General features: G+C 73.5%; 20 protein-coding genes. 7 read left to right on the top strand and 13 right to left on the bottom strand.

Going from position 1 to position 22,823, the window contains the following annotated elements; genetic code table 11:
• The first annotated feature begins 3 nt into the window (after positions 1–3).
• Complete coding sequence (locus AB0I67_RS11185; protein WP_357921217.1) at positions 4–942, top strand: alkaline phosphatase family protein; 939 nt, start codon at positions 4–6, stop codon at positions 940–942.
• Positions 943–993: 51 nt separating this feature from the next.
• A complete protein-coding gene (locus tag AB0I67_RS11180; RefSeq protein ID WP_357921214.1) occupies positions 994–3,591 on the top strand; it encodes a PEP/pyruvate-binding domain-containing protein in 2,598 nt (865 codons plus the stop codon).
• A 46-nt stretch (positions 3,592–3,637) separates the two neighbouring features.
• On the opposite strand, the gene AB0I67_RS11175 is transcribed toward AB0I67_RS11180, so the two are convergent.
• From AB0I67_RS11175 to AB0I67_RS11150, 6 genes are all read right to left on the bottom strand, one after another.
• Positions 3,638–4,642 carry a hypothetical protein gene (locus tag AB0I67_RS11175; protein ID WP_357921212.1) on the bottom strand — a complete coding sequence of 335 codons (1,005 nt, stop codon included), beginning with the start codon at positions 4,640–4,642 and terminating at the stop codon, positions 3,638–3,640.
• A 54-nt stretch (positions 4,643–4,696) separates the two neighbouring features.
• Entirely contained in the window at positions 4,697–5,527 is an 831-nt protein-coding gene (locus AB0I67_RS11170) for a sugar phosphate isomerase/epimerase (RefSeq protein WP_357921210.1), read from the bottom strand.
• Positions 5,524–6,621 (bottom strand): dihydrodipicolinate synthase family protein, encoded by a 1,098-nt coding sequence (locus AB0I67_RS11165; RefSeq protein ID WP_357922158.1) that lies wholly within the window; start codon positions 6,619–6,621, stop codon positions 5,524–5,526. The genes AB0I67_RS11170 and AB0I67_RS11165 overlap by 4 nt, the downstream gene beginning before the upstream one ends.
• 32 nt (positions 6,622–6,653) lie before the next feature.
• Complete coding sequence (locus AB0I67_RS11160) at positions 6,654–7,781, bottom strand: Gfo/Idh/MocA family oxidoreductase (RefSeq protein WP_357921208.1); 1,128 nt, start codon at positions 7,779–7,781, stop codon at positions 6,654–6,656.
• A 108-nt stretch (positions 7,782–7,889) separates the two neighbouring features.
• The gene (locus tag AB0I67_RS11155; protein WP_357921205.1) at positions 7,890–9,104 is read right to left on the bottom strand and encodes a ribonuclease D; all 1,215 of its coding nucleotides are present in this window, start codon (positions 9,102–9,104) and stop codon (positions 7,890–7,892) included.
• Between the two features lie 13 nt (positions 9,105–9,117).
• Positions 9,118–9,702: a DUF3000 domain-containing protein gene (locus AB0I67_RS11150; RefSeq protein WP_357922155.1), complete on the bottom strand. Its 585-nt coding sequence runs from the start codon at positions 9,700–9,702 to the stop codon at positions 9,118–9,120.
• A 492-nt stretch (positions 9,703–10,194) separates the two neighbouring features.
• Here AB0I67_RS11150 and hemE point away from each other — a divergent pair, with 492 nt between their 5' ends.
• Positions 10,195–11,142, top strand: a complete 948-nt coding sequence (gene hemE / locus AB0I67_RS11145) for a uroporphyrinogen decarboxylase (protein ID WP_357922153.1) — start codon at positions 10,195–10,197, stop codon at positions 11,140–11,142.
• Here hemE and AB0I67_RS11140 read toward each other — a convergent pair.
• On the bottom strand, positions 11,127–11,897 hold the full coding sequence (locus AB0I67_RS11140; protein WP_357921202.1) for a TSUP family transporter: 771 nt from the start codon (positions 11,895–11,897) through the stop codon (positions 11,127–11,129). The two genes, hemE and AB0I67_RS11140, sit on opposite strands and share 16 nt — an antisense overlap.
• A 66-nt stretch (positions 11,898–11,963) precedes the next feature.
• Positions 11,964–12,938 (bottom strand): DUF4349 domain-containing protein, encoded by a 975-nt coding sequence (locus AB0I67_RS11135; RefSeq protein ID WP_357921199.1) that lies wholly within the window; start codon positions 12,936–12,938, stop codon positions 11,964–11,966.
• 89 nt (positions 12,939–13,027) lie between these two features.
• Here AB0I67_RS11135 and hemG point away from each other — a divergent pair, with 89 nt between their 5' ends.
• Genes hemG through AB0I67_RS11120 form a run of 3 tightly spaced genes read left to right on the top strand, consistent with a single transcriptional unit; the run spans position 13,028 to position 15,709 of the window.
• On the top strand, positions 13,028–14,407 hold the full coding sequence (gene hemG, locus AB0I67_RS11130) for a protoporphyrinogen oxidase (RefSeq protein ID WP_357921196.1): 1,380 nt from the start codon (positions 13,028–13,030) through the stop codon (positions 14,405–14,407).
• Positions 14,404–15,096, top strand: a complete 693-nt coding sequence (gene hemQ / locus AB0I67_RS11125; protein WP_357921193.1) for a hydrogen peroxide-dependent heme synthase — start codon at positions 14,404–14,406, stop codon at positions 15,094–15,096. The genes hemG and hemQ overlap by 4 nt, the downstream gene beginning before the upstream one ends.
• 55 nt (positions 15,097–15,151) lie before the next feature.
• Complete coding sequence (locus AB0I67_RS11120) at positions 15,152–15,709, top strand: hypothetical protein (RefSeq protein ID WP_357921190.1); 558 nt, start codon at positions 15,152–15,154, stop codon at positions 15,707–15,709.
• 1 nt (position 15,710) lies between these two features.
• Here the strand turns inward: AB0I67_RS11120 and msrB are convergent, their stop codons facing one another.
• Positions 15,711–16,112 carry a peptide-methionine (R)-S-oxide reductase MsrB gene (msrB, locus tag AB0I67_RS11115; RefSeq protein ID WP_357921187.1) on the bottom strand — a complete coding sequence of 134 codons (402 nt, stop codon included), beginning with the start codon at positions 16,110–16,112 and terminating at the stop codon, positions 15,711–15,713.
• 375 nt (positions 16,113–16,487) lie between these two features.
• On the opposite strand from msrB, the gene ligD reads away from it, so the two are divergent.
• On the top strand, positions 16,488–17,501 hold the full coding sequence (ligD, locus tag AB0I67_RS11110; protein ID WP_357921184.1) for a non-homologous end-joining DNA ligase: 1,014 nt from the start codon (positions 16,488–16,490) through the stop codon (positions 17,499–17,501).
• 5 nt (positions 17,502–17,506) lie between these two features.
• On the opposite strand, the gene AB0I67_RS11105 is transcribed toward ligD, so the two are convergent.
• Genes AB0I67_RS11105 through AB0I67_RS11090 form a run of 4 tightly spaced genes read right to left on the bottom strand, consistent with a single transcriptional unit; the run spans position 17,507 to position 22,759 of the window.
• A complete protein-coding gene (locus tag AB0I67_RS11105; RefSeq protein ID WP_357921181.1) occupies positions 17,507–18,406 on the bottom strand; it encodes a permease-like cell division protein FtsX in 900 nt (299 codons plus the stop codon).
• Between the two features lie 15 nt (positions 18,407–18,421).
• Entirely contained in the window at positions 18,422–20,422 is a 2,001-nt protein-coding gene (locus tag AB0I67_RS11100; RefSeq protein WP_357921178.1) for an acyl-CoA dehydrogenase, read from the bottom strand.
• A gap of 40 nt (positions 20,423–20,462) precedes the next feature.
• On the bottom strand, positions 20,463–21,317 hold the full coding sequence (locus AB0I67_RS11095; RefSeq protein ID WP_357921176.1) for a tetratricopeptide repeat protein: 855 nt from the start codon (positions 21,315–21,317) through the stop codon (positions 20,463–20,465).
• Positions 21,318–21,325: 8 nt separating this feature from the next.
• A complete protein-coding gene (locus tag AB0I67_RS11090) occupies positions 21,326–22,759 on the bottom strand; it encodes an aldehyde dehydrogenase family protein (protein WP_357921173.1) in 1,434 nt (477 codons plus the stop codon).
• Positions 22,760–22,823: the final 64 nt, after the last annotated feature.

The raw sequence follows: 22,823 nt of genomic DNA, 5'->3' as shown, positions 1-22,823 counted from the left end.
CGCATGACAGTGAACGACGTGCCGGTGAACGACGTGCCGGTGAACAAGGTGCTCGTCGTCGGCATGGACGGGCTGCGCTTCGACCGCCTCGCCGAGATCGGCCCGCCGGTGTTGCGCGGCCTGATGGAGACCGGCGCGTACGGCACCGGCAAGCTGCCCTACGGCGAGGCCGGCGCGCCCCGCACCGAGTCGCCGGGCGAGGTCGTCGAGGCCCACCACGAGGGCGGCGGGAGCGGGCGGGAGATCCGGGCCAGGACCGACTCCGGGCCGGGCTGGTCGTCGATCGCCACCGGGGTGTGGCCCGACAAGCACGGCGTCGTGGACAACGGCTTCGCCGGAGCCCAGTTCACGAAATATCCGGACTTCCTGGTGCGGGCGACCGCCGCCGGCCACCAAACCTACGCGATCTTCTCCTGGGCGGCCCTGGCCGAGCACGGCGCCTTCGGCCCGGCCATCACCGACCGCACCGTCCTGGACGGCTATGCCGACACCTTCGCCGCCTGCGACAAGCGGGTGGCCGACCTGGCCGAACGCCACCTGGCCACCCAGGACCCGGACGCGGCCTTCGTCTACTTCGGCGACACCGACGAGGTCGCCCACGACCTCGGCCCGTGGTGCCCGGAGTACACCGACGCGCTGCTGCTCCAGGACGCCTTCCTGGGCCGCCTGCTGGACGCCGTGCGCGCCCGGCCCGCCTACGCCGCCGAGCGCTGGACCGTGCTGGTCACCACCGACCACGGGCACGTGGACGCGGGCGGCCACGGCGGCATCTCCGACGAGGAGCGCACCACCTTCGTCATCCTCAACGAGCTCGACCGGGCGCGGCCGGCGCCGCTGGAGTCGCCGATGCTGGTGGACCTCGCCCCGACGGTCCTGGACCGGCTCGGCGTCGCGCTCGACCCGGCGTGGGGCCTGGACGGAAAGGTCCTTCCTGCGGGGTAACTTTTTCATCACGTGATGAATTCTTGGTGGGCGGCGGGGCACACTGAGGACATGAAGCTCGCGTTCACCTTCGCCGAGATCGACGCCTCGATGCTCGCCGACGTGGGCGGCAAGGCCGCCAACCTGGGCGAACTGGCCCGCGCCGGGCTCCCGGTCCCGCCCGGCGGCTGCCTCACGACCGAGGCCTACCGGCAGGTCGCCGCGGCGGCCGGGCTGACGGACCTGCTCGCGAGCCCCGCCGCTCCGACCGGGCAGGAGCTCGCCGGGCAGGCCCGCGAGCTGCTGCTGGCCGCCCCCGTCCCCGACGAGGTGCGGGCCGCCGTCGCCGGGCTCTACCACGGCGGCCCGGTCGCGGTCCGCTCCTCGGCCACCGCCGAGGACCTCCCGCACGCCAGCTTCGCCGGCCAGCAGGACACCTACCTCAACGTCGTGGGCGAACGGGAGGTGATGACGGCGGTCCGCCACTGCTGGGCCTCGCTCTGGACCGACCGCGCGGTCGCCTACCGCGAGGCCAACGGCATCGAGCACGCCGCCGTCCGGCTGGCCGTGGTCGTCCAGGACATGGTCGACGCCGAGGTCGCCGGGGTGATGTTCACCGCCAACCCGGTCACCGGCCGCCGCCGCGAACTGGTCATCGACGCCGGCCCCGGACTCGGAGAGGCGGTCGTGTCCGGCGCGGTGAACCCCGACCGGTTCGTGGTCTTCGGCGGCGAGATCCTCGACCGGCACGCCGGCGACAAGCGCCTGGCCGTGCGCTCCCTGCCGGGCGGCGGCACCGAGCGGGTCGAGACCTCCGGCGCGGAGCTCTGCCTGGGCGACCGGCAGGTCCTCGACCTGGCCGAGCTGGGCCTGCGCGTGGAGGACCACTACGGCAGCCCCCAGGACACCGAGTGGGCGATCGACGCCGACGGCCGGCTCTGGCTGACCCAGGCCCGCCCGATCACCACGCTCTACCCGGTGCCCGACGCCACCGCGCCGGGCCTGCGCGCCTACCTGTCGGTCAACGTCGCCCAGGGCGTGCTCGGCCCGCTCACCCCGCTCGGCCTGTCCGCCTTCCGGCTGCTCACCTCCGGCGCCGCCGGGCTCTTCGGCGTGCCCGTCGCCGACCGCCACCGGGGCGCGCCCGCCTTCCACGTCGCGGGCGAGCGCATGTGGCTCGACATCACCCCGGCCCTGCGCAGCCGCGCCGGCCGGACCGTCCTGCCGCGCCTGCTCGCCGTCGGCGAGGCCCGCGCCGGAGTGATCTTCGACCGGCTGGCCGGCGACCCCCGGCTCTCGCTCACCCAGCACTCCCGCCGCCCGTTCCTGCGCGCCGTGCGCCGCTTCGCGCGCCGCGTGCACGCCCCCAGGCTGGTACGGCTCGCCCTGACCAACCCGCGCCGCGCCCACGCGCACGCCCGCCGCGTCGAGGCCGACCTCGCCCGTAGGCTGGCGGTCCCGCCCGGCAGCACCCCGCTGCAGCGCCTCGACCACGCCGAGCGGATCCTGTACGGCACGCCGCCGGTGCTGGCGTCGATCGCGCCTATGGCGGTGGCCGGCTACGCCATGCTCGGCCTGGCCGCCCGCCTGTCCGGCCGTTCCCTCGGCGACCTCCAGGACGTGCTGCGCAGCGTGCCGGACAACCCGACCACCGAGATGGACCTCGAACTGTGGCGGCTGTCCACCCGCATCGAACCGCTCGGCGACGCCACCGCCGAACAGCTCGCCGAGCGCTTCCGCGCCGGGACGCTGCCCGAGCGCACGCAGCGGGAGGTGGCCGCCTTCCTGGCCAAGTACGGTCACCGCGGGGTGGCCGAGATCGACCTCGGGGTGGCGCGGTGGGCGGACGACCCGTCGCACATCTTCGGCGTGCTGGCCAACTACCGGCGGGCGGGGGGCTCCGCCGTACCGGCTGACGAGCTGTTCGCGCGGGGCGCGCGGGCGGCGCAGGAGGCGGTCGAGCAGGCGGCGGCCGGTGCGGGCCGGCTCAAGGGGCCGGTGGTGCGCTGGGCGCTCGGCCGGGCGCGCTCGCTGGTCGGGCTGCGTGAGATGCCCAAGTATTTGGCCGTCCTGACCCTGGCCGGGGTGCGGTCAAGCATGTTCGTGGTCGGCGAGCACCTGGTGAAGGAAGGGCTGCTCGACGAGGCCGGGGACGTCTACTTCCTCACCTTCCCCGAGCTGCGTGCCGCGCTCACCGAGCCCGACGGCGGGCTGGGCCACCTGGTGGCCGAGCGGCGCGAGCGGTACCTGCGGGAGCGGCGGCGCCGGCACGTGCCCCGGATGCTGCTGTCGGACGGCACCGAGCCCGAGGCGCTGGCCGCGGTCGCCGCCGGCGCCTCCGCCTCGGAGGGCGTGCTGACCGGCACCCCGGCGTCGGCGGGCACGGTGACCGGGATCGCGCGGGTGGTGCTCGACCCGGTCGGGGCGCACCTCGAACCGGGGGAGATCCTGGTCTGCCCGTCCACCGACCCGGGCTGGACACCGCTCTTCCTCACCGCGGGCGGCCTGGTCATGGAGATGGGCGGCGCGATGTCGCACGGGGCCGTGGTGGCGCGGGAGTACGGCATCCCGGCCGTGGCGGGCGTCCCGCACGCCACCGAACGCCTCACCAGCGGGCAGCGCGTGACCGTGGACGGCGCCACCGGCACCGTCCGTCCCGACCCCGCCTAGCCGCCTTCGTCCCGGCCCGCCGTGCCCGGGCCCCGGCGTGACCCCCTCACCAGCTCAGCAGGTGGACGAGGGTGCGCGTCCCGTCCCGTGCCGCCACCCACAGGCGGCCGGTGCCGGGCTCGGGCACGATCCGGGTGATCCCGCTGCCGCCCGGCACCACGGCCACCCGCCACCGGCCCTCCACCCACCGGCCCTTCGCCTCCCGGCCCTTCGCCCACCGGAAGACGGTCTGCCCGCCCGCCAGCCAGACCCCGCCCCCATCCACGGCCAGCCCCGACACCCCGCCGAGCCCCGGAGGCGGCGCGACGGGGATCCAGGCAGTGCCGTCCCAACGGAGTAGTTCCCGCCGCCCGGCCGCACAGGAGCCGGTGGGCACGGCCGGCGCGGACACGGCCACCACCCACGCCTCACCCGCCCGAGCGGCCAGGTGCTCGACCTTGTAGTCCTCCCACGACCCACACCCGGTGACAGGCGGCGACGCGGGATGCAGCCGCGTGCCGTCCCAACGGTGAGGCCCGCGATGGTTGACCACCCAGGGCGGCGCGAGCAACGCGAACTGGGTGTCGAACGTATGAGCCCCACCGGTGGCCAGGTCCACCCACCGCGTCCCGTCCCACGACCGGATCCCGACGCAGTGGCAGTCCTCCGGCCCGCCCATCTCCCCGACCCACACCCGATCCCGGGCCGGCACGGCATAGGACGCGTCGTAGAAGGGTCCTCGCGGAAAGGGCCGCCCCACCCACCGCCCACCGGCCCACTGCCACGGCGAGCCGGCACCGAACAACCACAGGTCGTCCCCGGCGGGCGAGGCCACCAGCATGCCGTACGGCCCGGGCGGACGCGCCGGCACGGCCGCCCGCCCCCAGGCCCGCCCGTCCCAGCGCCGGAGCTCCCCGCCCCGCCCGAGCAGCCAGGCCTCCCCGCCGCCGGTCGCCGCCAGCGACCGGATCTCCCCCGGCCAGGCGAGCGTCAGCAGCCACCGAGGACCACCCTGCGGCGCTCCCGCCGCCAGGCAGCCCAGCAGCAGGACGAGCACGACACCCACCCGCACGCGGCACCTCCCGGTCCAGGAGGTGATCACCCTACCCGGGCGAGTCCCGGCGGATCACCCGATCAGCGCGGCGAACCGCTCCTTCACGGTGGCCAGCACCTCGTCCGGGTCGGCCGCCCACACCTCGGCGTTGAAGATCTCCACCTCGATGTCGCCGGTGTACCCGGCCTCCAGCACGGCCCGGGTGAGCGGGCCGAAGTCGATCACCCCGTCGCCCATGACGCCCCGGCCCAGCAGGACGTCGGCCGGCAGCGGGTGCAGGTAGTCGCAGACCTGGTAGGACGCGATCCGCGCCCCCGCCCGGGCGATCTGCTCGAACACCTGCGGGTCCCACCACACGTGGAAGGTGTCGACGACCACCCCCACCTGCGCCACCGGGTACGGCTCGGCCAGGTCGAGCGCCTGCCCGAGGGTGGACAGCACGGCCCGGTCGGCGCAGTACATCGGATGCAGCGGCTCCAGCGCCAGCCGTACCCCGCGCTCCCCGGCGTAGGGCGCCAGGACGGCCAGCGCCTCGGCCACCCGCTCCCGCGCCCCGGCCAGGTCCCGGCCCGCCCCGGAGTCGAGCGGCTCGCCGGGCACCACGCCCGGCAGGCCGCCCACCACCAGCACCAGGCAGGCGGCCCCCAGCTCGGCCGCCTCCTCGATCGCCCGGCGGTTGTCGTCGAGCGCCTCGGCGGAGCCGGTGGTGAGGAAGCCGCCCCGGCACAGCGACGACACCCGCAGCCCGGCCTCGCGCACCAGCCTGGCCGACTCGGCCAGGCCCTGCGCGGCGACGTCCTGCCGCCACAGGCCGATCGCCTCGACGCCGTGCCGGACGCAGCCGTCCACCGCTTCGGCGACGCTCCACCGCTTGGTGGTCCACTGGTTCAGCGACAGGCTCACCGGCCGTTCACCGCCAGCAGGGCGCGCATCCGGTGCACGGCCAGCTCCGGATCGGCCAGCAGCCCGGCCCGGTCGGCCAGGCGGAAGACCTCGGCCAGGTGCGGCAGGGAGCGGGCCGCCTGGGCGCCGTTGACCATGGCGAAGGCGTCCTGGTGACCGTTGAGCCAGGCCAGGAAGACGATGCCGGTCTTGTAGTGGTAGGTGGGCGCCTCGAAGATCTTGCGGGACAACGCGACGGTCGGCTCGAAGATCTCGTCGTAGCGGGCCAGGTCGCCCGCGTCGAGCGCCTGGAGCGCCGCGGCCGCCGCCGGGGCGATGGCGTCGAAGATGCCGAGCAGCGCGTGCGAGCCCGACTTGATCAGCGAGGGGTAGTTGAAGTCGTCGCCGGTGTAGAGCCGCACGCCGTCGGGGAGCGCGGCGCGCAGCCGTACCTCGTGCTCCTCGTCCAGCAGGGAGACCTTGACGCCGTCGACCGAGGCGGCGTGCGCGTGGATCAGCTCCAGGAACGACTCGGTCGCCTCGGCCACGTCGGGCGAGCCCCAGTAGCCGGCGAGCTGCGGGTCGAACATCTCGCCCAGCCAGTGCAGGATGACCGGGCGGTCGGCCTGGGCGAACAGCTCGCCGTACACGCGGTGGTAGTCCTTGGGCGAGGCGGCCGCGCGGGCGAGCTGGCGCGAGGCCATGACGATGACGCCCGCGCCCGCCTCCTGCACCACCGCGAGCTGCTCGGCGTAGGCGGCGGTGATCTCGTCGAAGGTGGCCGCCTCGGGGCGGTGGTCGGTGCCCGCGCCGCAGGCCACCAGCTCGGCGGGGTCGCCGAAGGCGCGGGCCTCGGCGGCGCTGCGCCGGATCAGCGTGCGGGTGGCGGCCCAGTCGAGGCCCATGTTGCGTTGCGCGGTGTCCATCGCGTCGGCCACGCGCAGGCCGTAGGACCACAGGTGGCGGCGGAAGCGCAGCGTGGCGTCCCAGTCGACGGCGGCGGGGGAGCCGGGGGTGTTGTCGCCCAGCGGGTCGGCGACGACGTGCGCGGCGGCGTAGACGACGCGGCCGGCGGGCGGGCCGGAGGGGACCGGCCAGGCGACCGGCTCGCGCAGGGTGTGCGGGCCGCCGGGGAGGTCGATCGTGGTCACAGCGAGCCCACCTCGACGCGGCGGCCCTCGGCGGAGGAGCGCAGGCCCAGCTCGGCGAGCTGCACGCCGCGGGCGCCGGCGGCGAAGTCGTAGGGGAAGGGCGCGTCCTCCAGCACGTGCCGGACGAAGAGCTCCCACTGGATCTTGAAGCCGTTGTCGAACTCGCCGTTGTCCGGGACCTCCTGCCAGTCGTCGCGGAAGCGGTGGGTGACCGGCAGGTCGGGGTTCCAGACCGGCTTGGGGGTGCCCGCGCGGTGCTGGAAGCGGCAGTTGCGCAGCCCGGCGACGGCGCTGCCCTCGGTGCCGTCCACCTGGAACTCCACCAGCTCCTCGCGGTTGACCCGGACCGCCCAGGAGGAGTTGATCTGCGCGACGACGCCCCCGGCCAGCTCGAAGATGCCGTAGGCGGCGTCGTCCGCGGTCGCCTCGTAGCTCGCGCCCTGCTCGTCCACGCGGGCGGGGATGTGCGTGACCGCCTTGGCGTAGACCGACTCGACCCGGCCGAACAGGTTCTCCAGCACGTAGTGCCAGTGCGGGAACATGTCGAGGATGATGCCGCCGCCGTCGGCCGCCCGGTAGTTCCACGACGGGCGCTGCGCGGCCTGCCAGTCGCCCTCGAAGACCCAGTAGCCGAACTCGCCGCGCACCGACAGGATCCGGCCGAAGAAGCCGCCGTCGATCAGCCGCTTGAGCTTGAGCAGGCCCGGCAGGAACAGCTTGTCCTGGACCACGCCGTTCTTGACGCCCTTGGCCTGCGCGGCGGTGGCCAGCGCGACCGCGTCCTCGACCGTCTCGGCGGTCGGCTTCTCGGCGTAGACGTGCTTGCCCGCCTCGATCGCCTTCAGCACCGCCTTGACCCGGGCCTGGGTGACCTGGGCGTCGAAGTAGACGTCGCAGCCCTCGATCGCGGCGTCGAGGTCGGTGGTGTACTCGGCGATGCCGTGCCGGGCGGCCAGGTCGGCCAGCTTGGCCTCGCTGCGGCCGACCAGGACGGGCTCCAGCCTGACCCGCGAGCCGTCCGACAGCGCGACGCCGCCCTGCTCGTTGATGGCCAGGATCGACCTGACCAGGTGCTGGCGGTATCCCATCCGTCCGGTGACGCCGTTCATCGCAACGCGGATCATGACTGCCCTCTCTGGAAAGCGCTTTCCCAGACGGTACGGCTCGCGCCGGGCACGCGTCAACCGGGAAGGCCGGGCAGGGGCGCAGGGGGCGCCGAGAGGGGTGCGGGGTCAGAGATCCTTGATCTCGAGCCGCTGCAGCGCCTTGGCCAGCGGCCGCGCGGTCAGCTCGACCTGCCACGACCGGGCCCCGAGCTCACGCAGCCGCGCCGCGACGCTCTCGTCGGACAGCTCGTCCGGCGGCTGCCAGGTGAGCCGGCGCACCGCGTCGGGCTGCAGCAGGTTTTCGGTCGGCATGCGGTGCGCGTCGGCCAGCGCCGCGATGACCGCCCGGGCGGCGGCCAGCCGCTTGGCGGCGGCCGGGTCGCGATCGGCCCACCGGTTGGCCGGCGGCGGCCCGTCGCCGGGCACGCTGGGCGCGGGCAGTTGCGAGTCGGGCAACGAGCGGGCCCGGGTGACCGCGGCCAGCCAGTCGTTCATGTGCCGCCGGGCCGAGCGCGCGGTGAACGCGGTGATCTCGGTCAGCGCCTTCTTGGTGCGCGGCGCCTCCAGCGCGGCGGCGACGATCGCGCCGTCCGGCAGCACCCGCCCCGGCGCCAGGTCGCCCTCGCGGGCGATCTGGTCGCGCATGTTCCACAGCTCCCGCACCACGGCCAGCGCGCGGGCGTTGCGCACCTTGTGGATGCCGGAGGTGCGCCGCCACGGGTCGTGCCGCGGCTCGGGCGCCGGGGCGTGCAGCACCGCCTCGAACTCCTCGACCGCCCACGCCAGCTTGCCGCTCTCCACCAGCTCCTCGTGCAGCACGTCCCGCAGCTCGACGAGCACCTCGACGTCGAGCGCGGCGTAGCGCAGCCAGTCCTCGGGCAGCGGCCGGGTCGACCAGTCGGCGGCCGAGTGCCCCTTCTCCAGCCGCAGCCCCAGCACCGTCTCGACCATCGTGCCGAGGCCGACCCGCTCGTAGCCGAGCAGCCGCCCGGCCAGCTCGGTGTCGAACATGTCGCGCGGCCGGAACCCGACCTCCGACAGGCACGGCAGGTCCTGGGAGGCGGCGTGCAGCACGACCTCGGTGCCGGCCAGGGCGGCGTCGAGACCGGACAGGTCCGGGCAGGCGATCGGGTCGATCAGCGCCGTGCCCGCGCCGCTGCGCCGCAACTGCACCAGGTACGCGCGACCGCCGTAGCGGTAACCCGAGGCACGCTCGGCGTCGACCGCTACGGGCCCGCTCCCGGCGGCGAAAGCCGCCACTGTCCTGGCCAGCTCCTCGGCATCCGCGATCACCGGGGGGATACCCTCGCGCGGTTCGAGGAGCGGGACGACGTCGTTCATCTTGCTTAGCCTACTAACGACGATCATCTTCGCGACGCCGAGGCAGTGCCGCGACGTCGGGCGGCAATGGGGGGATACCCGCCGCCAGGCACATCAGATCACACCAAGCCGCCACGTGTCCCGACAGATCTGCTTCGAGCGGCGACCAGGAGGCCCGCAGTTCGAGCTCGGTCGAGACCGGATCGTCCGACTTGTTGCCGAATCCTTCGGAAACCGCACGGGTGACCGTGCCGCCGGCCGCGCTGTAGGCGGCCTCGCGCAGATCGAGGGCCTCGGTGAGCCAGCTCCACGCCACCGGGCCGAGCAGCGGGTCGGAGGTGATCTCCGGCTCCATGTCCGCCCGGACGTAGGCGACCAGCCGGAAGGAGCCCTCCCAGCCGCGCTGGCCCTCGGGATCGTAGAGCAGGATCAGCCGGCCCACCGCCAGCTCCTCGTCGTCCCGGTAGATCGAGGCGCCGATGGCGGCCGAGTACGGGGCCAGGCGCTGCGGCGCCGGCAGGTCCTCCAGCTCGATCTCCGGCCGCACCTCGGCCAGGCGCAGGCTCTCGGCCGCGCGCTGGAACTCGGGCGGGGCCGGCGGGCGCTCACCGGCGGGCATGGCGGCGGCGCGGGTCGGTGCCGGACGGAAGGGGGCCACGGGGGTGCTCGTCACAGTGGATCAAGCCGTCGCCACTAGCTCTCGAACCCGGGCCGGGAGCGTCCCGATGAAGTACGCGCTGTCGCACGAAACACAGACCCAGTCGGGGCAGTGGCCCGGCTCGTGCCCCTCGTGGCACGGCGGCTGCTCCAGCAGCCGCTCCTCCGCACAGCCGGCGCAGAACCCGTCCATCGCAAGCGTTGCCTTTCTTCGCGGTCGTGCTCTGACGTTGGCACGGGTCGTCGACAATTCCGCGCATCGTGCTCGGCGTGTCCCGAAAGTGGTCCTGAATCGATGCGGGGGAAGGCTTTGCCGCGCGTTGGGACTCCAGGTAGCCGGCCGCCGGGACTCCGCGAGCCGGGCGGGCACCCGGCATGGGACCCTTGACGGGTGACTTCAGCCTTCCTCGCCGCCTGCCGCCGCCAGCCCGTCCCGCACACCCCCGTGTGGTTCATGCGCCAAGCCGGGCGCTCGCTGCCGGAGTACCTCAAGGTCCGCGAGGGCGTGCCCATGCTCCAGGCCTGCGCGACGCCGGAGCTGGTCGTGGAGATCACCATGCAGCCGGTGCGCCGCTACGGCGTCGACGCGGCCATCTTCTTCAGCGACATCGTCGTCCCGCTCAAGGCGATCGGCGTCGACCTCGACATCAAGCCCGGCGTCGGCCCGGTCGTGGCGCAGCCCATCCGCGACGCCCGCGGCCTTGAGGTGCTGCGCGAGCTCACCCCCGACGACGTGCCCTACGTCAGCGAGTCGATCCGCGCCCTGACCGGCGAGCTGGCCGGCACCCCGCTGATCGGCTTCGCCGGGGCCCCGTTCACCCTGGCCTCCTACCTCATCGAGGGCGGGCCGTCGAAGAACCACGATCACACCAAGGCCATGATGTACGGCGAGCCGCAGCTCTGGCACGCCCTGATGGCGCGGCTGACCGACATCGTCGCCACGCACCTGCGCATCCAGATCGACGCCGGCGCCGAGGCGATCCAGCTCTTCGACTCCTGGGTGGGCGCGGTCGCGCCGGCCGACTACCGCGAGTTCGTCCTCCCGTACACCTCCAAGATCTTCGCGGCGGTGGCCGACGTGCCGCGCATCCACTTCGGCGTCGGCACCGGCGAGCTGCTCGGCCTGCTCGGCGAGGCCGGGGCGGACGTGGTGGGCGTCGACTGGCGGGTGCCGCTGGACGAGGCGGCCCGCCGGGTGGGGCCGGGCAAGGCCCTGCAGGGCAACCTCGACCCGGCCGTGCTGCTGGCGCCGTGGGAGGCGGTCGAGCGCAAGGCGCTCGACATCCTGGAGCGCGGCAAGGCGGCCGAGGGGCACGTGTTCAACCTCGGCCACGGCGTCCTGCCCAGCACCGACCCCGACCAGCTCAAGCGGCTGACCGACCTGGTTCACGAGAACAGGTAGTCCCCGCCGAGCTTCGCGATCAGCGCGGCCACCACGCACAGCAGCACGATCCGGATGAACCCCGCACCCCGCCGCAGCGCGGTGCGGGTGCCGACGCGCGCGCCCAGCACGTTGCAGGCGGCCATCGCCAGGCCCAGCAGCCAGAAGGCCTGGCCGTGCACGGCGAAGACGGCCAGCGCGCCGACGTTCGCGCCCAGGTTGACCAGCTTGGCGGTCGCCGAGCCGGTGACGAAGTCCAGGCCGAGCAGGCCGGTCAGGGCCAGCAGGATCATCGCGCCGGTGCCCGGCCCGACCAGGCCGTTGTAGAACGGCAGCACCACGCCGGTGACCGCCACCGCCGCGACGGCTCGGTGGCGGGCCGGCCGTACCTGCCGGGGGCTGGTGCCGAGTCCCGGCCGCAGGATGACGACGGCGGCCACCACGACCAGCGCCCCGAGCACGAACGGGCGGAAGGCGGCGGCCGGGATGAGCCCGGCGGTGGCCGCTCCCGCGCCGGAGACGACCACCGCCAGGAGCGCGGCGGGCGCGGCCACCCGCAGGTCGGGGCGGGTGCCCCGGGCGAAGGTGATCGCCGAGGCGGTCGTGCCCGAGATCGAGGAGAGCTTGTCGGTGGCCAGGATGGTGGCCGGCGGCGCGACGGGGAAGGCCAGCAGCAGCGTGGGCAACTGCACCAGCCCGCCCCCGCCGACGACCGCGTCCACCCAGCCCGCGGCCAGCGCCACCAGCAACAGCAGCACGATGAGTTCGGTCTTCACGCGTGGATCCCCCGATGCCGAGATAACTACGGCATACGGAGTATCGCGTCGCGTTATGGATTCGCTTTAGACGGGTTCCTTCTCCTGCACCGCGGGCGGCCCGCCGGGCTCCTCGGGCGCCGGGTCGGGAGCGGGCGCGGGCGGCGCGGGCGGGGCCGGATAGGCGGGGCGGCGGCGCCGTACCAGCCAGGACACCAGCAGGAACACCGGCACGATCACCAGCAGCCAGGGCAGGACCACGCCGAGCACGGTCACCACGATCTTCAGGAAGGCCACCAGGGCGTCCCAGCCGTCGCGCAGGCCCTCCAGGAAGCCGGCCGGGTCCTCCTCCGGCTCGGGAGCGGGCACGACCGGGCCGATGAGCTGGAGCGTCACGGTGGCCATGCCGGTCTGCCTGGCGAGCTCCTTCTGCTGGGCCTGGAGCGACTCCAGCTCCGACTCGCGGTTGCGGATCTCGCGCTCGACCTCCAGCACCTGGCCGATGGTCTTGGCCTGGCCGAGCAGGGTGCGCAGCGAGGCCAGCGCCTCCTCGGCCGACTTCAGCCGGCTGTCCACGTCGGCGACCTGGAGGGTCACGTCCTCGGTGTTCTGGTTGAGTGAGAGCTGCTGGCCCAGGTCCTTGCCGAAGGCGGTCAGCACCTCCTGGTAGCGCTCGGGCGGGATCTTGAACTCCAGCGTCGCCCGGCCCTCGTTCTGATCGGCCGAGCTGGAGTCCTCCTTGGACAGGTAGCCGCCGGCGGCGGTGACGATCGTCTTGGACTTGGCCGAGGCGGCGGCGACGTCCTTGGCGCGGATGGTGATCCTCGCCACATAGATGATCTTCCGTTCCTGCTGGGTCACCTTGACGTCTGTGGTGATCGACTCACCCCGCGGGGCCTTGGCCTGCTCCTCGGGCGCCGCGGGCGGGGCGGTGGCCATCGCCGGGGCTCCGGCCTCGGAGGAGGCGCCGCCGAAGGAGGTGCCGCCGCCTCCGCAGGCGGCCAGCGTCAGGGCCGCGCACACCCCCGTGAGCGCCAGTTGCGTGGACCGTAATCTGCTCATGTCTCTAATGACGGCTCCGGCGCGGGCGGTGCCGTCACGGACTGATCACGGTACGCACTCCACTGCATCACGCGATAGCGTCGGATTCCGTGGACGCGCATGTGGTTATCGTCGGTGGCGGCATCTCGGGACTGGCCGCGGCATGGTATCTCCGGGAGAGCGCGGGAGTCCGCGTCACGGTCCTGGAGTCCTCGCCGCGCATCGGCGGCAAGCTCCACGCCGGCGAGGTCGCCGGGGTGATGGTCGACGCGGGCGCCGAGGCGATGCTGGCCCGCCGCCCGGAGGGCAAGGAGCTGGCCAAACTGGTCGGCCTCGGCGACGAGCTGATGGACCCGGGCACCACCAGCTCGGCCGTTTACAGCCGCGGCGAGCTGCGCTCGCTGCCCAAGGGCCAGGTCATGGGCGTGCCCTCCGACCTCACCGAGCTGGTCCGCTCGGGCGTGCTCTCGCCGGCCGGGGTGGCCCGCGTGCCGCTCGACCAGATCCTGCCCGCGACCCTGGTCCGCACCGACGTCTCGGTGGCCGCCTACATCCGCGCCCGGATGGGCGCAGAAGTGGTCGAGCGGCTGGTCGAGCCGCTGCTCGGCGGCGTCTACGCGGGCCGGGCCGACATGCTCTCGCTGGACGCCACCATGCCCCGCGTGGCCACCCTCGCCCGCTCCGAGCGCTCGCTGCTGGCCGCCGCCCGGCAGATCGCCGGCGAGACGCCCAAGGACGCCGGGCCGGTCTTCACCACCCTGCGGCACGGCATGGGCAGCCTGCCCGCCGCCGTCGCCCGCGCCTCCGGCGCCGAGATCCGCACCGGCGTCACCGTCCGCGAGCTGCGCCGTACCGAAAGCGGCTGGCGGCTGGTCGCCGGGCCGGTGCCGCGGCCCGAGGTGATCGAGGCCGACGCGGTCATCCTGGCCGTGCCCGCCGCCCCCGCCGCCCGGCTGCTGCGCGCTGAGGTGCCCAAGGCCGCCGACGAGCTGGCCCGCATCGAGTACGCCAGCATGGCCGTCGTCACCCTCGCCTACCCGCGCGACGCCTTCCCGCAGGTCCCCGAGCGCAGCGGCTACCTCGTGCCGGCCGTCGAGCGCCGCCCGGTCAAGGCGGTCACCTTCAGCTCGGTCAAGTGGCCCCACCTCGGCAAGGACTTCGTCATCCTGCGCTGCTCCATCGGCCGCATCGGCGAGGAGCACCTCCTGCAGCGCACCGACGCCGAGCTCATCTCGCTGGCCACCGCCGAGATGGCCGACGTCATGGGCGTGCGCGGGCTGCCCGCCGACAGCCGCGTCACCCGCTGGGGCGGCGGGCTGCCGCAGTACAACGTGGGTCACCTCGACCGCGTGGCGCGCATCCGCGCGGCGGTCGCCGTCCAGCCGGGCCTGGCCCTGTGCGGCGCGGCCTACGACGGCTTGGGCGTGCCGGCCTGCATCGCCACCGCGAGTAAGGCGGCGGCGCGGATCTCAGTAGGCTTGAAGGCATGACTGAACGGCTCAAGGCGCGCGACCTCAACCAGGTGATCCGCTACACGATGTGGTCGGTCTTCCGCGTGACCGAACCCTGCCCAGGCAACCGCGAAGGCATGGCCGACGAGGTCGAGGAGCTGCTGGAGCAGGCGGCTGGCAAGGACGTGGTCACCCGCGGCGCCTACGACGTGGCCGGCTTCCGCGCCGACGCCGACTTCATGTTCTGGTGGCACGCCCCCACGCCCGAGGACCTGCAGGACGTCTACACCCGCTTCCGCCGCACCAGCCTCGGCCGCCGCACCGAGCCGGTCTGGTCGGCGATGGCCCTGCACCGCCCGGCCGAGTTCAACAAGTCGCACATCCCGGCCTTCCTGGCCGAGGAGGAGCCGCGCGGCTACGTCTGCGTCTACCCGTTCGTGCGCTCGCTCGACTGGTACCTCCTCGACGACACCGAGCGCCGCACGATGCTCGCCGAGCACGGCAAGATGGCCCGCGACTACCCCGACGTGCGCTCCAACACGGTGGCCTGCTTCGCGCTCAACGACTACGAGTGGATGCTCGCCTTCGAGGCCGACGAGCTGCACCGCATCGTCGACCTCATGCGGCACCTGCGCGGCGCCGAGGCCCGCCGGCACACCCGCATCGAGGTGCCGTTCTACACCGGCGTGCGCAAGGCCGTCCGCGAGCTGCTCACCACGCTGCCCTAAGACCCGTTTGGTCGTACGGCAGGCGGCGCCGGACGGCTTTTGCCACAATCGGCAGGTGGCACGTTCCAGTGGTGGACGCCGTCGTCGGGCGGCGCGTGGTCGCTGGGGGCTCGCTCTGTCCGTCCTGACGGCGGCGGGCCTCGCCGGAGGCGGATACCTCGTCCTCGGCACGGTGGAGCAGTCCGGCCCGGCCGTCGCGGCGGCGGCCCCCGGCCGGGTGGTCCCGGTGATCGTCGACGAGACCCCCGCTCCGGCGGCCTCCAAGACGCCGGACAAGCCGGCCCGAGCGTCCAAGCACACCGACCGCAAGGCCGCGGCCTACTTCACCCGGCGGTGGGGCCCGGCGGACAAGGCGGTCAAGCGCATCAAGGACGTGCGCACGGTCGGCGGATATTTACGCATCTACACCGATCTGCCGGAGTCGGCGAACAACTCCGCACCCGCGCTCACGTTGTGCGAGCGCGGGGTCGATTACCTGAAGGAACAGGGCGTCGCCGACCCCGTGGTCTTCGTCCAGGCCGAGTTCGGCGAGAACGGCAACCCCGTCCTGGCCAACATCCTCGGCCCCGGCGACGGCAACTGCCGGGTCACCCACCCCGAACCGGGCCGGTGACCTACTCGGCCGGCACCAGCCGCAGCGACACCGAGTTGATGCAGTACCGGTCGTCGGTCGGCGTCGAATAGCCCTCGCCGTGGAAGACGTGCCCGAGATGCGAGTCGCAGCGGGCGCAGCGCACCTCGGTGCGGACCATGCCGTGGCTGCGGTCCTCGATCAGCCGGACCGCCTCGGAATCGCCCGGCTCGAAGAAGCTGGGCCAGCCGCAGTGCGAGTCGAACTTGGCGTCCGAGCGGAACAGTTCGGCCCCGCAGGCGCGGCATTCGTAGACGCCCTCGGTCTTGGTGTCCACGTACTCGCCGGAGAACGGCCGTTCGGTGCCGGCCTGCCGGAGCACGTGGAACTCCTCTGGCGAGAGCTGGACCCGCCACTCGGCGTCGGTCTTGACCACCTTGTCCATGACCTCAGCCTACGGTGTCCGCAAAAAGAGATCTCCATCGGACAAGCATCCATTCCGGGGGGATTCTGCGTCTTTATCGTCATGGAGGGGTTGAGTGCCTCTCCAAGGGGACCATCGGCGGATCCGCCGAGCGGCACAGCCCACGCCCGTGCTGGAGCCGACGGCAGGATCGACAGGCCGGCCGGGCGGCGCGCCAGCGTCCGGAACGGCGGGACCGAGTGGTCGCCTGGGGTCCGGCCCGTCGAGCCCCGGTCCCGCCATCGTGCGGCTCCGGGCCGGACCCGCCTTCCGCCGCCCCGCCCCGCCGTGAACACCCGCGTGCCCGGCGGCCACCACAAGGGGGCCTTGCGATGATCCTGGGGGTAGGTTGCTGCCATGGCCTCGCCGTACATTGAGCTGGAAGTGGGGGAACGGACCGTCAAGGTCACCAACCCCGACAAGGTGTACTTCCCGGAAGCCGGGATCACCAAGCGCGAACTGGTCGAGTACTACATCGCCGTCGGCGAGGGCGCCCTGCGCGCCATGCGCGACCGCCCGACCAACCTCAAACGGCACCCGGACGGGATCCACACCGACGCGATCTACCAGAAGCGCATGCCGCCCAAGCACCCCGACTGGCTGCAGACGGTCACCGTGCGCTTCCCCAGCGGGCGCACCGCCGACTCGCTGCGCGTCACCGAGGTGGCCTCGATCGCCTACTGCGCCAACCTGGGCACGATCGACTTCCACCCCTGGCAGGTGCGTGCCGCCGACGTCGAGCACCCGGACGAGCTGCGCGTCGACCTCGACCCGCAGCCCGGCCTCGGCTTCGACGCCGTCCGCGAGGCCGCCTTCCTCTGCCGTGACGTCCTCGCCGACCTCGGCATGACCGGCTACCCCAAGACTTCGGGCAGCCGCGGCGTGCACGTGGCCGTGCGGATCGAGCCGCGCTGGGACTTCGTCCAGGTACGGCACGCCGGCATCGCCCTGGCCCGCGCCATCGCCGACCGGGCCCCCGACCGGGTCACCACCGCCTGGTGGAAGGAGGAGCGCGGCGAGCGCGTCTTCATCGACTTCAACCAGAACGCCCGCGACCGCACCGTCGTGGCCGCCTACTCCGTGCGCGCCAAGCCCAACGCCCAGGTCTCCACGCCCGTCACCTGGGAGGAACTGGAGACCGTGGACCCCGAGTCCTTCACCGTCCGCACCGTCCCGGCCCGCTTCGCCGAGCTCGGCGACGTCCACGCCACCATCGACGACCAGGCCTACTCCCTCGATCCCCTCCTCGACCTGTTCGCCAAGGACGACCGCGGCGACCTCCCCTACCCGCCCAACTACCCGAAGATGCCCGGCGAGCCCATGCGCGTCCAGCCCAGCCGCGCCCGCCACCAGGAGGACGAGTCAGGCTGAGCTTGTCACCACCATTCGGGATCCTTGTCGTCCTCGACCTCGTCGATGCCGGGCAGTCCGGCCATGGCACCACGAACCGCCTGCGCTCCCGCCGGATCGGTCAGCTTGACGTGGAAGGAGGAGCCGGGCAGGTAGTCGGCGCCTTCCATGAACCCGGGTGAGGTGGGCGCCTGGTTCTCCAGGTCCTTGGTCGCGTGCTCGGCGTTCTCCAGGTAGAGCTCCGCGATCTCCGGCAGAGCCTGGAGACGATCCAGGATCACCTGCCGCTCGGCGTCGGTCGCCAGGCTGCGGCCCTCGCAGTGGGAGTCGACGCGAGCCGTGGTCCCATAACCGCACAGCTTCACTCGGAGGTCGGTCATTCCTGCCCAGAAGCCGGTCCGGCGCCACGAGACCTCGGCCACGCCCGGGAGGGCCTCGAAGGGCTTCGCGGTGGCCTCCGAAACTTCGGAGAGATCCGCCCGGAACGCCTCCGGGATGTCCTGTTGCGTGATCGATCCCGGCCAGCCGGCGTCGATCGCCGGCTTGTAGAGCCCTGCCCAGATCATGGCCTGATCCTCGAAGCGGACGGCTGTGATGCCGGGTAGCGCGCGAAGCTGCGCTTCCACGGCCTGCTTCTGCTCAAGGGTGATCGACTGCCCGTCGCACGGCTCTCCCCTGACGTCGCCGACACAGAGGAAGACACGCAAGGCGCCGCCCTTGGGAAGGGGCAGGTCCGGGGGCGACTGGGCCACCACGCCGGCCGCGTGGCGTTGCCACAGGAGCGTGCCGGCGCCGAGGCCGAGCACCGCCACCGCCGCGAGCACTGCGGCCGGCCAGCGCCGGCGGCGTTTCGCGCGTTGTACGGGACTCGTCTCGTCTATCAACTCGGTCGACATCGGGCGAATATCCCAAACCTGCACGTCCACCGCAAGATCGCGTCATCACGGATCGCGGGGCAGGCCGAGGGCTCGTTCGGCGATGATGTTGAGCTGGATCTCGGTGGTGCCGCCGCCGATGGTGAAGGCGCGGGTGGCGAGGATCATGCGGGACCAGTGCGGGTCGTCCGGGGCGAGGGACCAGCAGAACTCGGCGACGGCCTGGAAGTGGCGCATGCCGAGGAGCTTGCGGACGCTGGAGGCCGGGCCGGGGTCGGCGCCGGCGAGCTGGGACAGGGTGACGCGCAGGCCCAGGGCCGAGGTGGCCTGACCCTCGGCCCAGAGGCGGCCGGCGCGCTCGCGGTCGGCCTGGCGGGTGCCGGGGAGCTCGGCGAGCAGGCGGGCGAGGTCGGTGTGCCGGGCGCCGGGGCCCCAGGAGTCGCCGAGGGCGACACGCTCGTGGGAGAGGGTGTCGCGGGCGACCCGCCAGCCCTGGTCGACCTCGCCGACCACGAGGTCGTCGGGGACGAAGACGTCGTCCAGGAAGACCTCGTTGAAGATCTCCTCGCCGTTGATCTCGCGCAGCGGGCGGACGGTGACGCCGGGGTCGGCCATGTCGACGAGGAAGTAGGTGAGGCCCTCGTGCTTGGGCCGGTCGGGGCTGGTACGGGCCAGGCAGATGCCCCAGTGGGCGTACTGGGCCAGCGAGGTCCAGACCTTCTGGCCGGTCAGCGACCAGCCGCCCTCGACCCGCACCGCCCTGGTGGACAGCCCGGCCAGGTCGGAGCCGGCGCCGGGCTCGCTGAAGAGCTGGCACCAGACCAGCTCGCCGGTGAAGGTGCGGGGCAGGAAACGGTCCTGCTGCTCGGGCGTGCCGTACCGGACGATGGAGGGGACGGCCCAGGCGGCGATGCCGAGGTTGGGGCGCTTGGGGAACTCCTGGTGGATGATCACCTGTTCCAGCGGGGTGGCGGCGCGGCCCCAGGGGCGGGGCAGGTGGGGCATGATCCAGCCATCCCGGGCGAAGCGGGCCAGCCGGTCGAGGGGTTCGGCGGCGCGCAGCTCGGCGGCGATCCCGGCCAGCTCCTCGCGCAACGGCTCGGCCTCGGGCGGCAGGTCCGGGTCCATGCTCCGCCGTACCCCGGAGAGGGCCAGATCGAGGGCCTGCTCGGCCCACGGGCCCGCGGTGAGGCGGCGGGTGGTCAGGGCGCGGCGGTAGTAGCGGTGGGCGGGGTGCTCGAAGGTGTAGCCGAGGCCGCCGAGCACCTGGATGGCGTCGGCGCAGCAGCCGACGGCCGCGTCAGGGGCGAGGACGGCGGCGACGGCGGTGGCCAGGCGGGTCTGCGGGGTGTCGCCCTCGTCCCAGGCCCGGGCGGCGTCCCAGACCGCGGCCCGCGCCTGTTCGAGGGCGACGAAGGCGGCGGCGACGCGGTGCTTGACGCCCTTGAACTGGCCGATCGGGCGGCCGAACTGCTCGCGGACCTTGGCGTGGCCGGTCGCGGTGCGCACCGCCCAGGCGGCCACCCCGCACGCCTCCGCGCCCAGCAGCACGGCTGCCAGCTCCTTCACCGGCGCCTCACCGACCAGCCGCTCCGCCGGTACGGCCAGCGGCACGGCGGCGAAGAACGGCCGGTCCAGATCGAGCCCGTTCTCCGCCCTGTCCGAGGTGGCGGCGTCCGGCCGGTCGAGCAGGGCCCAGCCGTTCGGGGTCGGCAGCAGGAACAGGTCGGCGTCGGGGGAGCCGAGCGCGCGGCCCGGCAGCAGGCCGGCGGCGGCGGTGAGCGTGCCCCCGGCCAGGCCGCCGAGCTGCGCGGCCCAGCGGGCGGGCTCGGCGGTGCGGGTCAGGACGGCGGAGACCAGGGCGGTGGCCAGGAACGGGCCGGAGTCGAGGTCCTCGCCGACCGCTTCGAGCGCCACGCAGAGCTCCAGCAGCCCGAACCCCTGCCCGCCGAACTCCTCAGGCACGTGCAGGCCCGTCCATTCGGGCCGCAGCAGGTCGCCCTTGCGGGCCGATCCGGCGGCGGAGGCGGCCAGCGCGCGGTGTTCGTCGGTCAGTCCGATGCCCATGCGGCGAATCTAGAACCTTGTTCGGTCCTTGTCCACGTGTCTACGCCTCACCGAACTCCAGCTCCAGCGCCCGCGAGAAGTCGGCGATCGCCTCCTCGTGCCGGTCGAGCTCCTGCAGGATCTCCCCGCGCACCCGGAAGGCCCACACGTACCCGGGGTCGAGCTCCACCGCCCGGTCGAGGTCGGCCAGCGCCTCCTCCGGCCGTCCCAGGTCGCTGAGCACCGCGCCCCGGCTGCCCAGGGTGCGCTCGTTGTCGGGGTCGAGCTCCAGCGAGCGGTTGAGGTCGGCCAGCGCCTCCTCGTCCCGGCCGAGCATGCGCAGCGACTCCCCGCGCTGCGCGTAGGCCCGGGCATGGGCGGGGTCGGCCTCGACGGCCCGGGTGAAGTCCTCGATCGCCTCGGGGTAGAGGTCCATGCTCTGGTAGAGGTCGCCCCGGTGCGCGTAGGCGTCGGCGGTGCCGTACCGGCCGATGATCCGCTTGTGCACCGCCAGGGCGTCCTCGAAACGGCCGAGGTCGGCCAGGACGTCGGCGTAGGAGGTCAGGATCCACGCCGTCTCCGGCTCCAGCGCCAGCGCCCGCTCGAAGTCGGCGACCGCCGCGGCGGCGTTGCCGAGCGCGGCGTACGCCTGACCGCGCGAGCCCAGCGCGTAGGCGCTGTCCGGGTCCAGCTTGAGCGCCTGGCCGAAGTCGGCGAGCGCCGCCTCGTACTCGCCGCTGAGCCGGTGGCACTCGCCCCGGCTGCGCCAGGCGCGCGGGTCGTCCGGAACCAGCTCGATCGCCTGGCTCAGGTCGGCGAGGGCGTCGTCGTGGCGGTGCAGGGCGAGATAGGACTCGGCGCGGAAACGCAGCAGCGATGCCCGCGACTGGGCTTCCGCCACGGAAAGCTCGGCCATGGCACGGACTATATCTGGATGATCGCCGCCTTTTCCCGGGTGTACTCGATCATCGCGTCGTGCCCGTAGCCGCTGTCCTTGACGCCGCCGAAGGGCAGCCCGGGCGGCATCTGCCGGTGGGTGTTCACCCAGACCGTGCCGGCCTCCAGATCGCGGATCATCCGGTGGGCCCGGCCCAGGTCACGGGTCCAGACCCCGGCGGCCAGGCCGTAGCGGGAGTCGTTGGCCAGCCGTACGGCCTCGGCCTCGGTGTCGAACGGCAGGGCCACCGCGACCGGGCCGAAGATCTCCTCCTGGCAGATCCGCAGGCCGTTGTCGGTGGTGGTGTAGAGCGCCGGCTCGACCCAGTAGCCGCCCGGCAGCGCCTCGACCACCGCCGCGCCGTACCGCCCGCCGAACACCCGCTCCGCGCCCTCCGCCTCGGCCAGCTCCAGGTAGGAGACCACCCGCCGGTACTGCTCGCGCGAGACGATCGGGCCCATCTCGGTGGCCAGGTCCAGCGGCTCGCCCAGGACGAGCTTGCCGGCCCGCTCGGCGATGCGCTGGATCAGCTCCGCCCAGATCGGGCGGTGGATCAGGATGCGGCTGCCGGCCACGCAGACCTGGCCGGCGTTGCCGGTGTAGATCGAGTTGACCGTCACCCCGTCCACGGCGCGGTCGAGGTCGGCGTCGTCGAAGACGATCACCGGGGACTTGCCGCCGAGCTCGAAGGTCATCGGCTTGACGCCGGCCGTACGGGTGATGCGCAGGGCGGTCTCGGTGGAGCCGGTCAGGCTGACCTTCTGCACGCCGCGGTGCCCCACCAGCGCCTCGCCCACCTCCTCGCCCAGGCCCGCGACGATGTTGAGCACGCCGGGCGGGAAGACCTCCGCCAGCAGTTCGGCCAGGCGCAGCACCGACGCGCTGGCCTGCTCGGCGGGTTTGACCACCACGGTGTTGCCCGCGGCCAGCGCGAAGGCCGCCTTGGCGGAGAAGGTGGAGACGGGGGAGTTCCAGGGGATCACGCAGGCCACCACCCCGTACGGCTCGCGCCGGGTCAGCCCGAGCGCGTCCGGGCCGAGCAGGACGGTGTCGCCCTTGACCGCGTCCAGCACCTGGCCGGCGGCGAGCTGCCACAGGAAGGCCATGCCGGGCAGGTCGCGGTGCAGGGTGTCGCGGAGCACGCGGCCGTTGTCGGTCGTCTCCAGCCTGGCCAGCTCGTCGGCGTGCCGGGTGAACAGGTCGGCCACCTGGCGCAGGTACCGGGCCCTGCCCAGGGCGGGCATGGCCGCCCAGCGGGGGAGGGCCGCCCTGGCCGCGGCCACCGCCGCCTCGGCCTCGGCGGGTCCGCTGCGGGGGATGCGGGCCCAGGTCTCGCCGGTGGCGGGGTTGACCGAGTCGAGTGTGCGGCCGTCGGCGGCGGGCCGGAGCTCGCCGCCGATCAGGTTACGGTAGACGATCACGTCGCCAAGCATACGCTTGCTTGTCAGTGCGAGGGAGAGGCTGGGCCAGGCGATCGGCGGGCGC

Source organism: Nonomuraea sp. NPDC050310, from assembly GCF_040655795.1.
Taxonomy (GTDB): Bacteria; Actinomycetota; Actinomycetes; order Streptosporangiales; family Streptosporangiaceae; genus Nonomuraea.
This window is presented reverse-complemented; position numbering and strand designations above follow the sequence as displayed.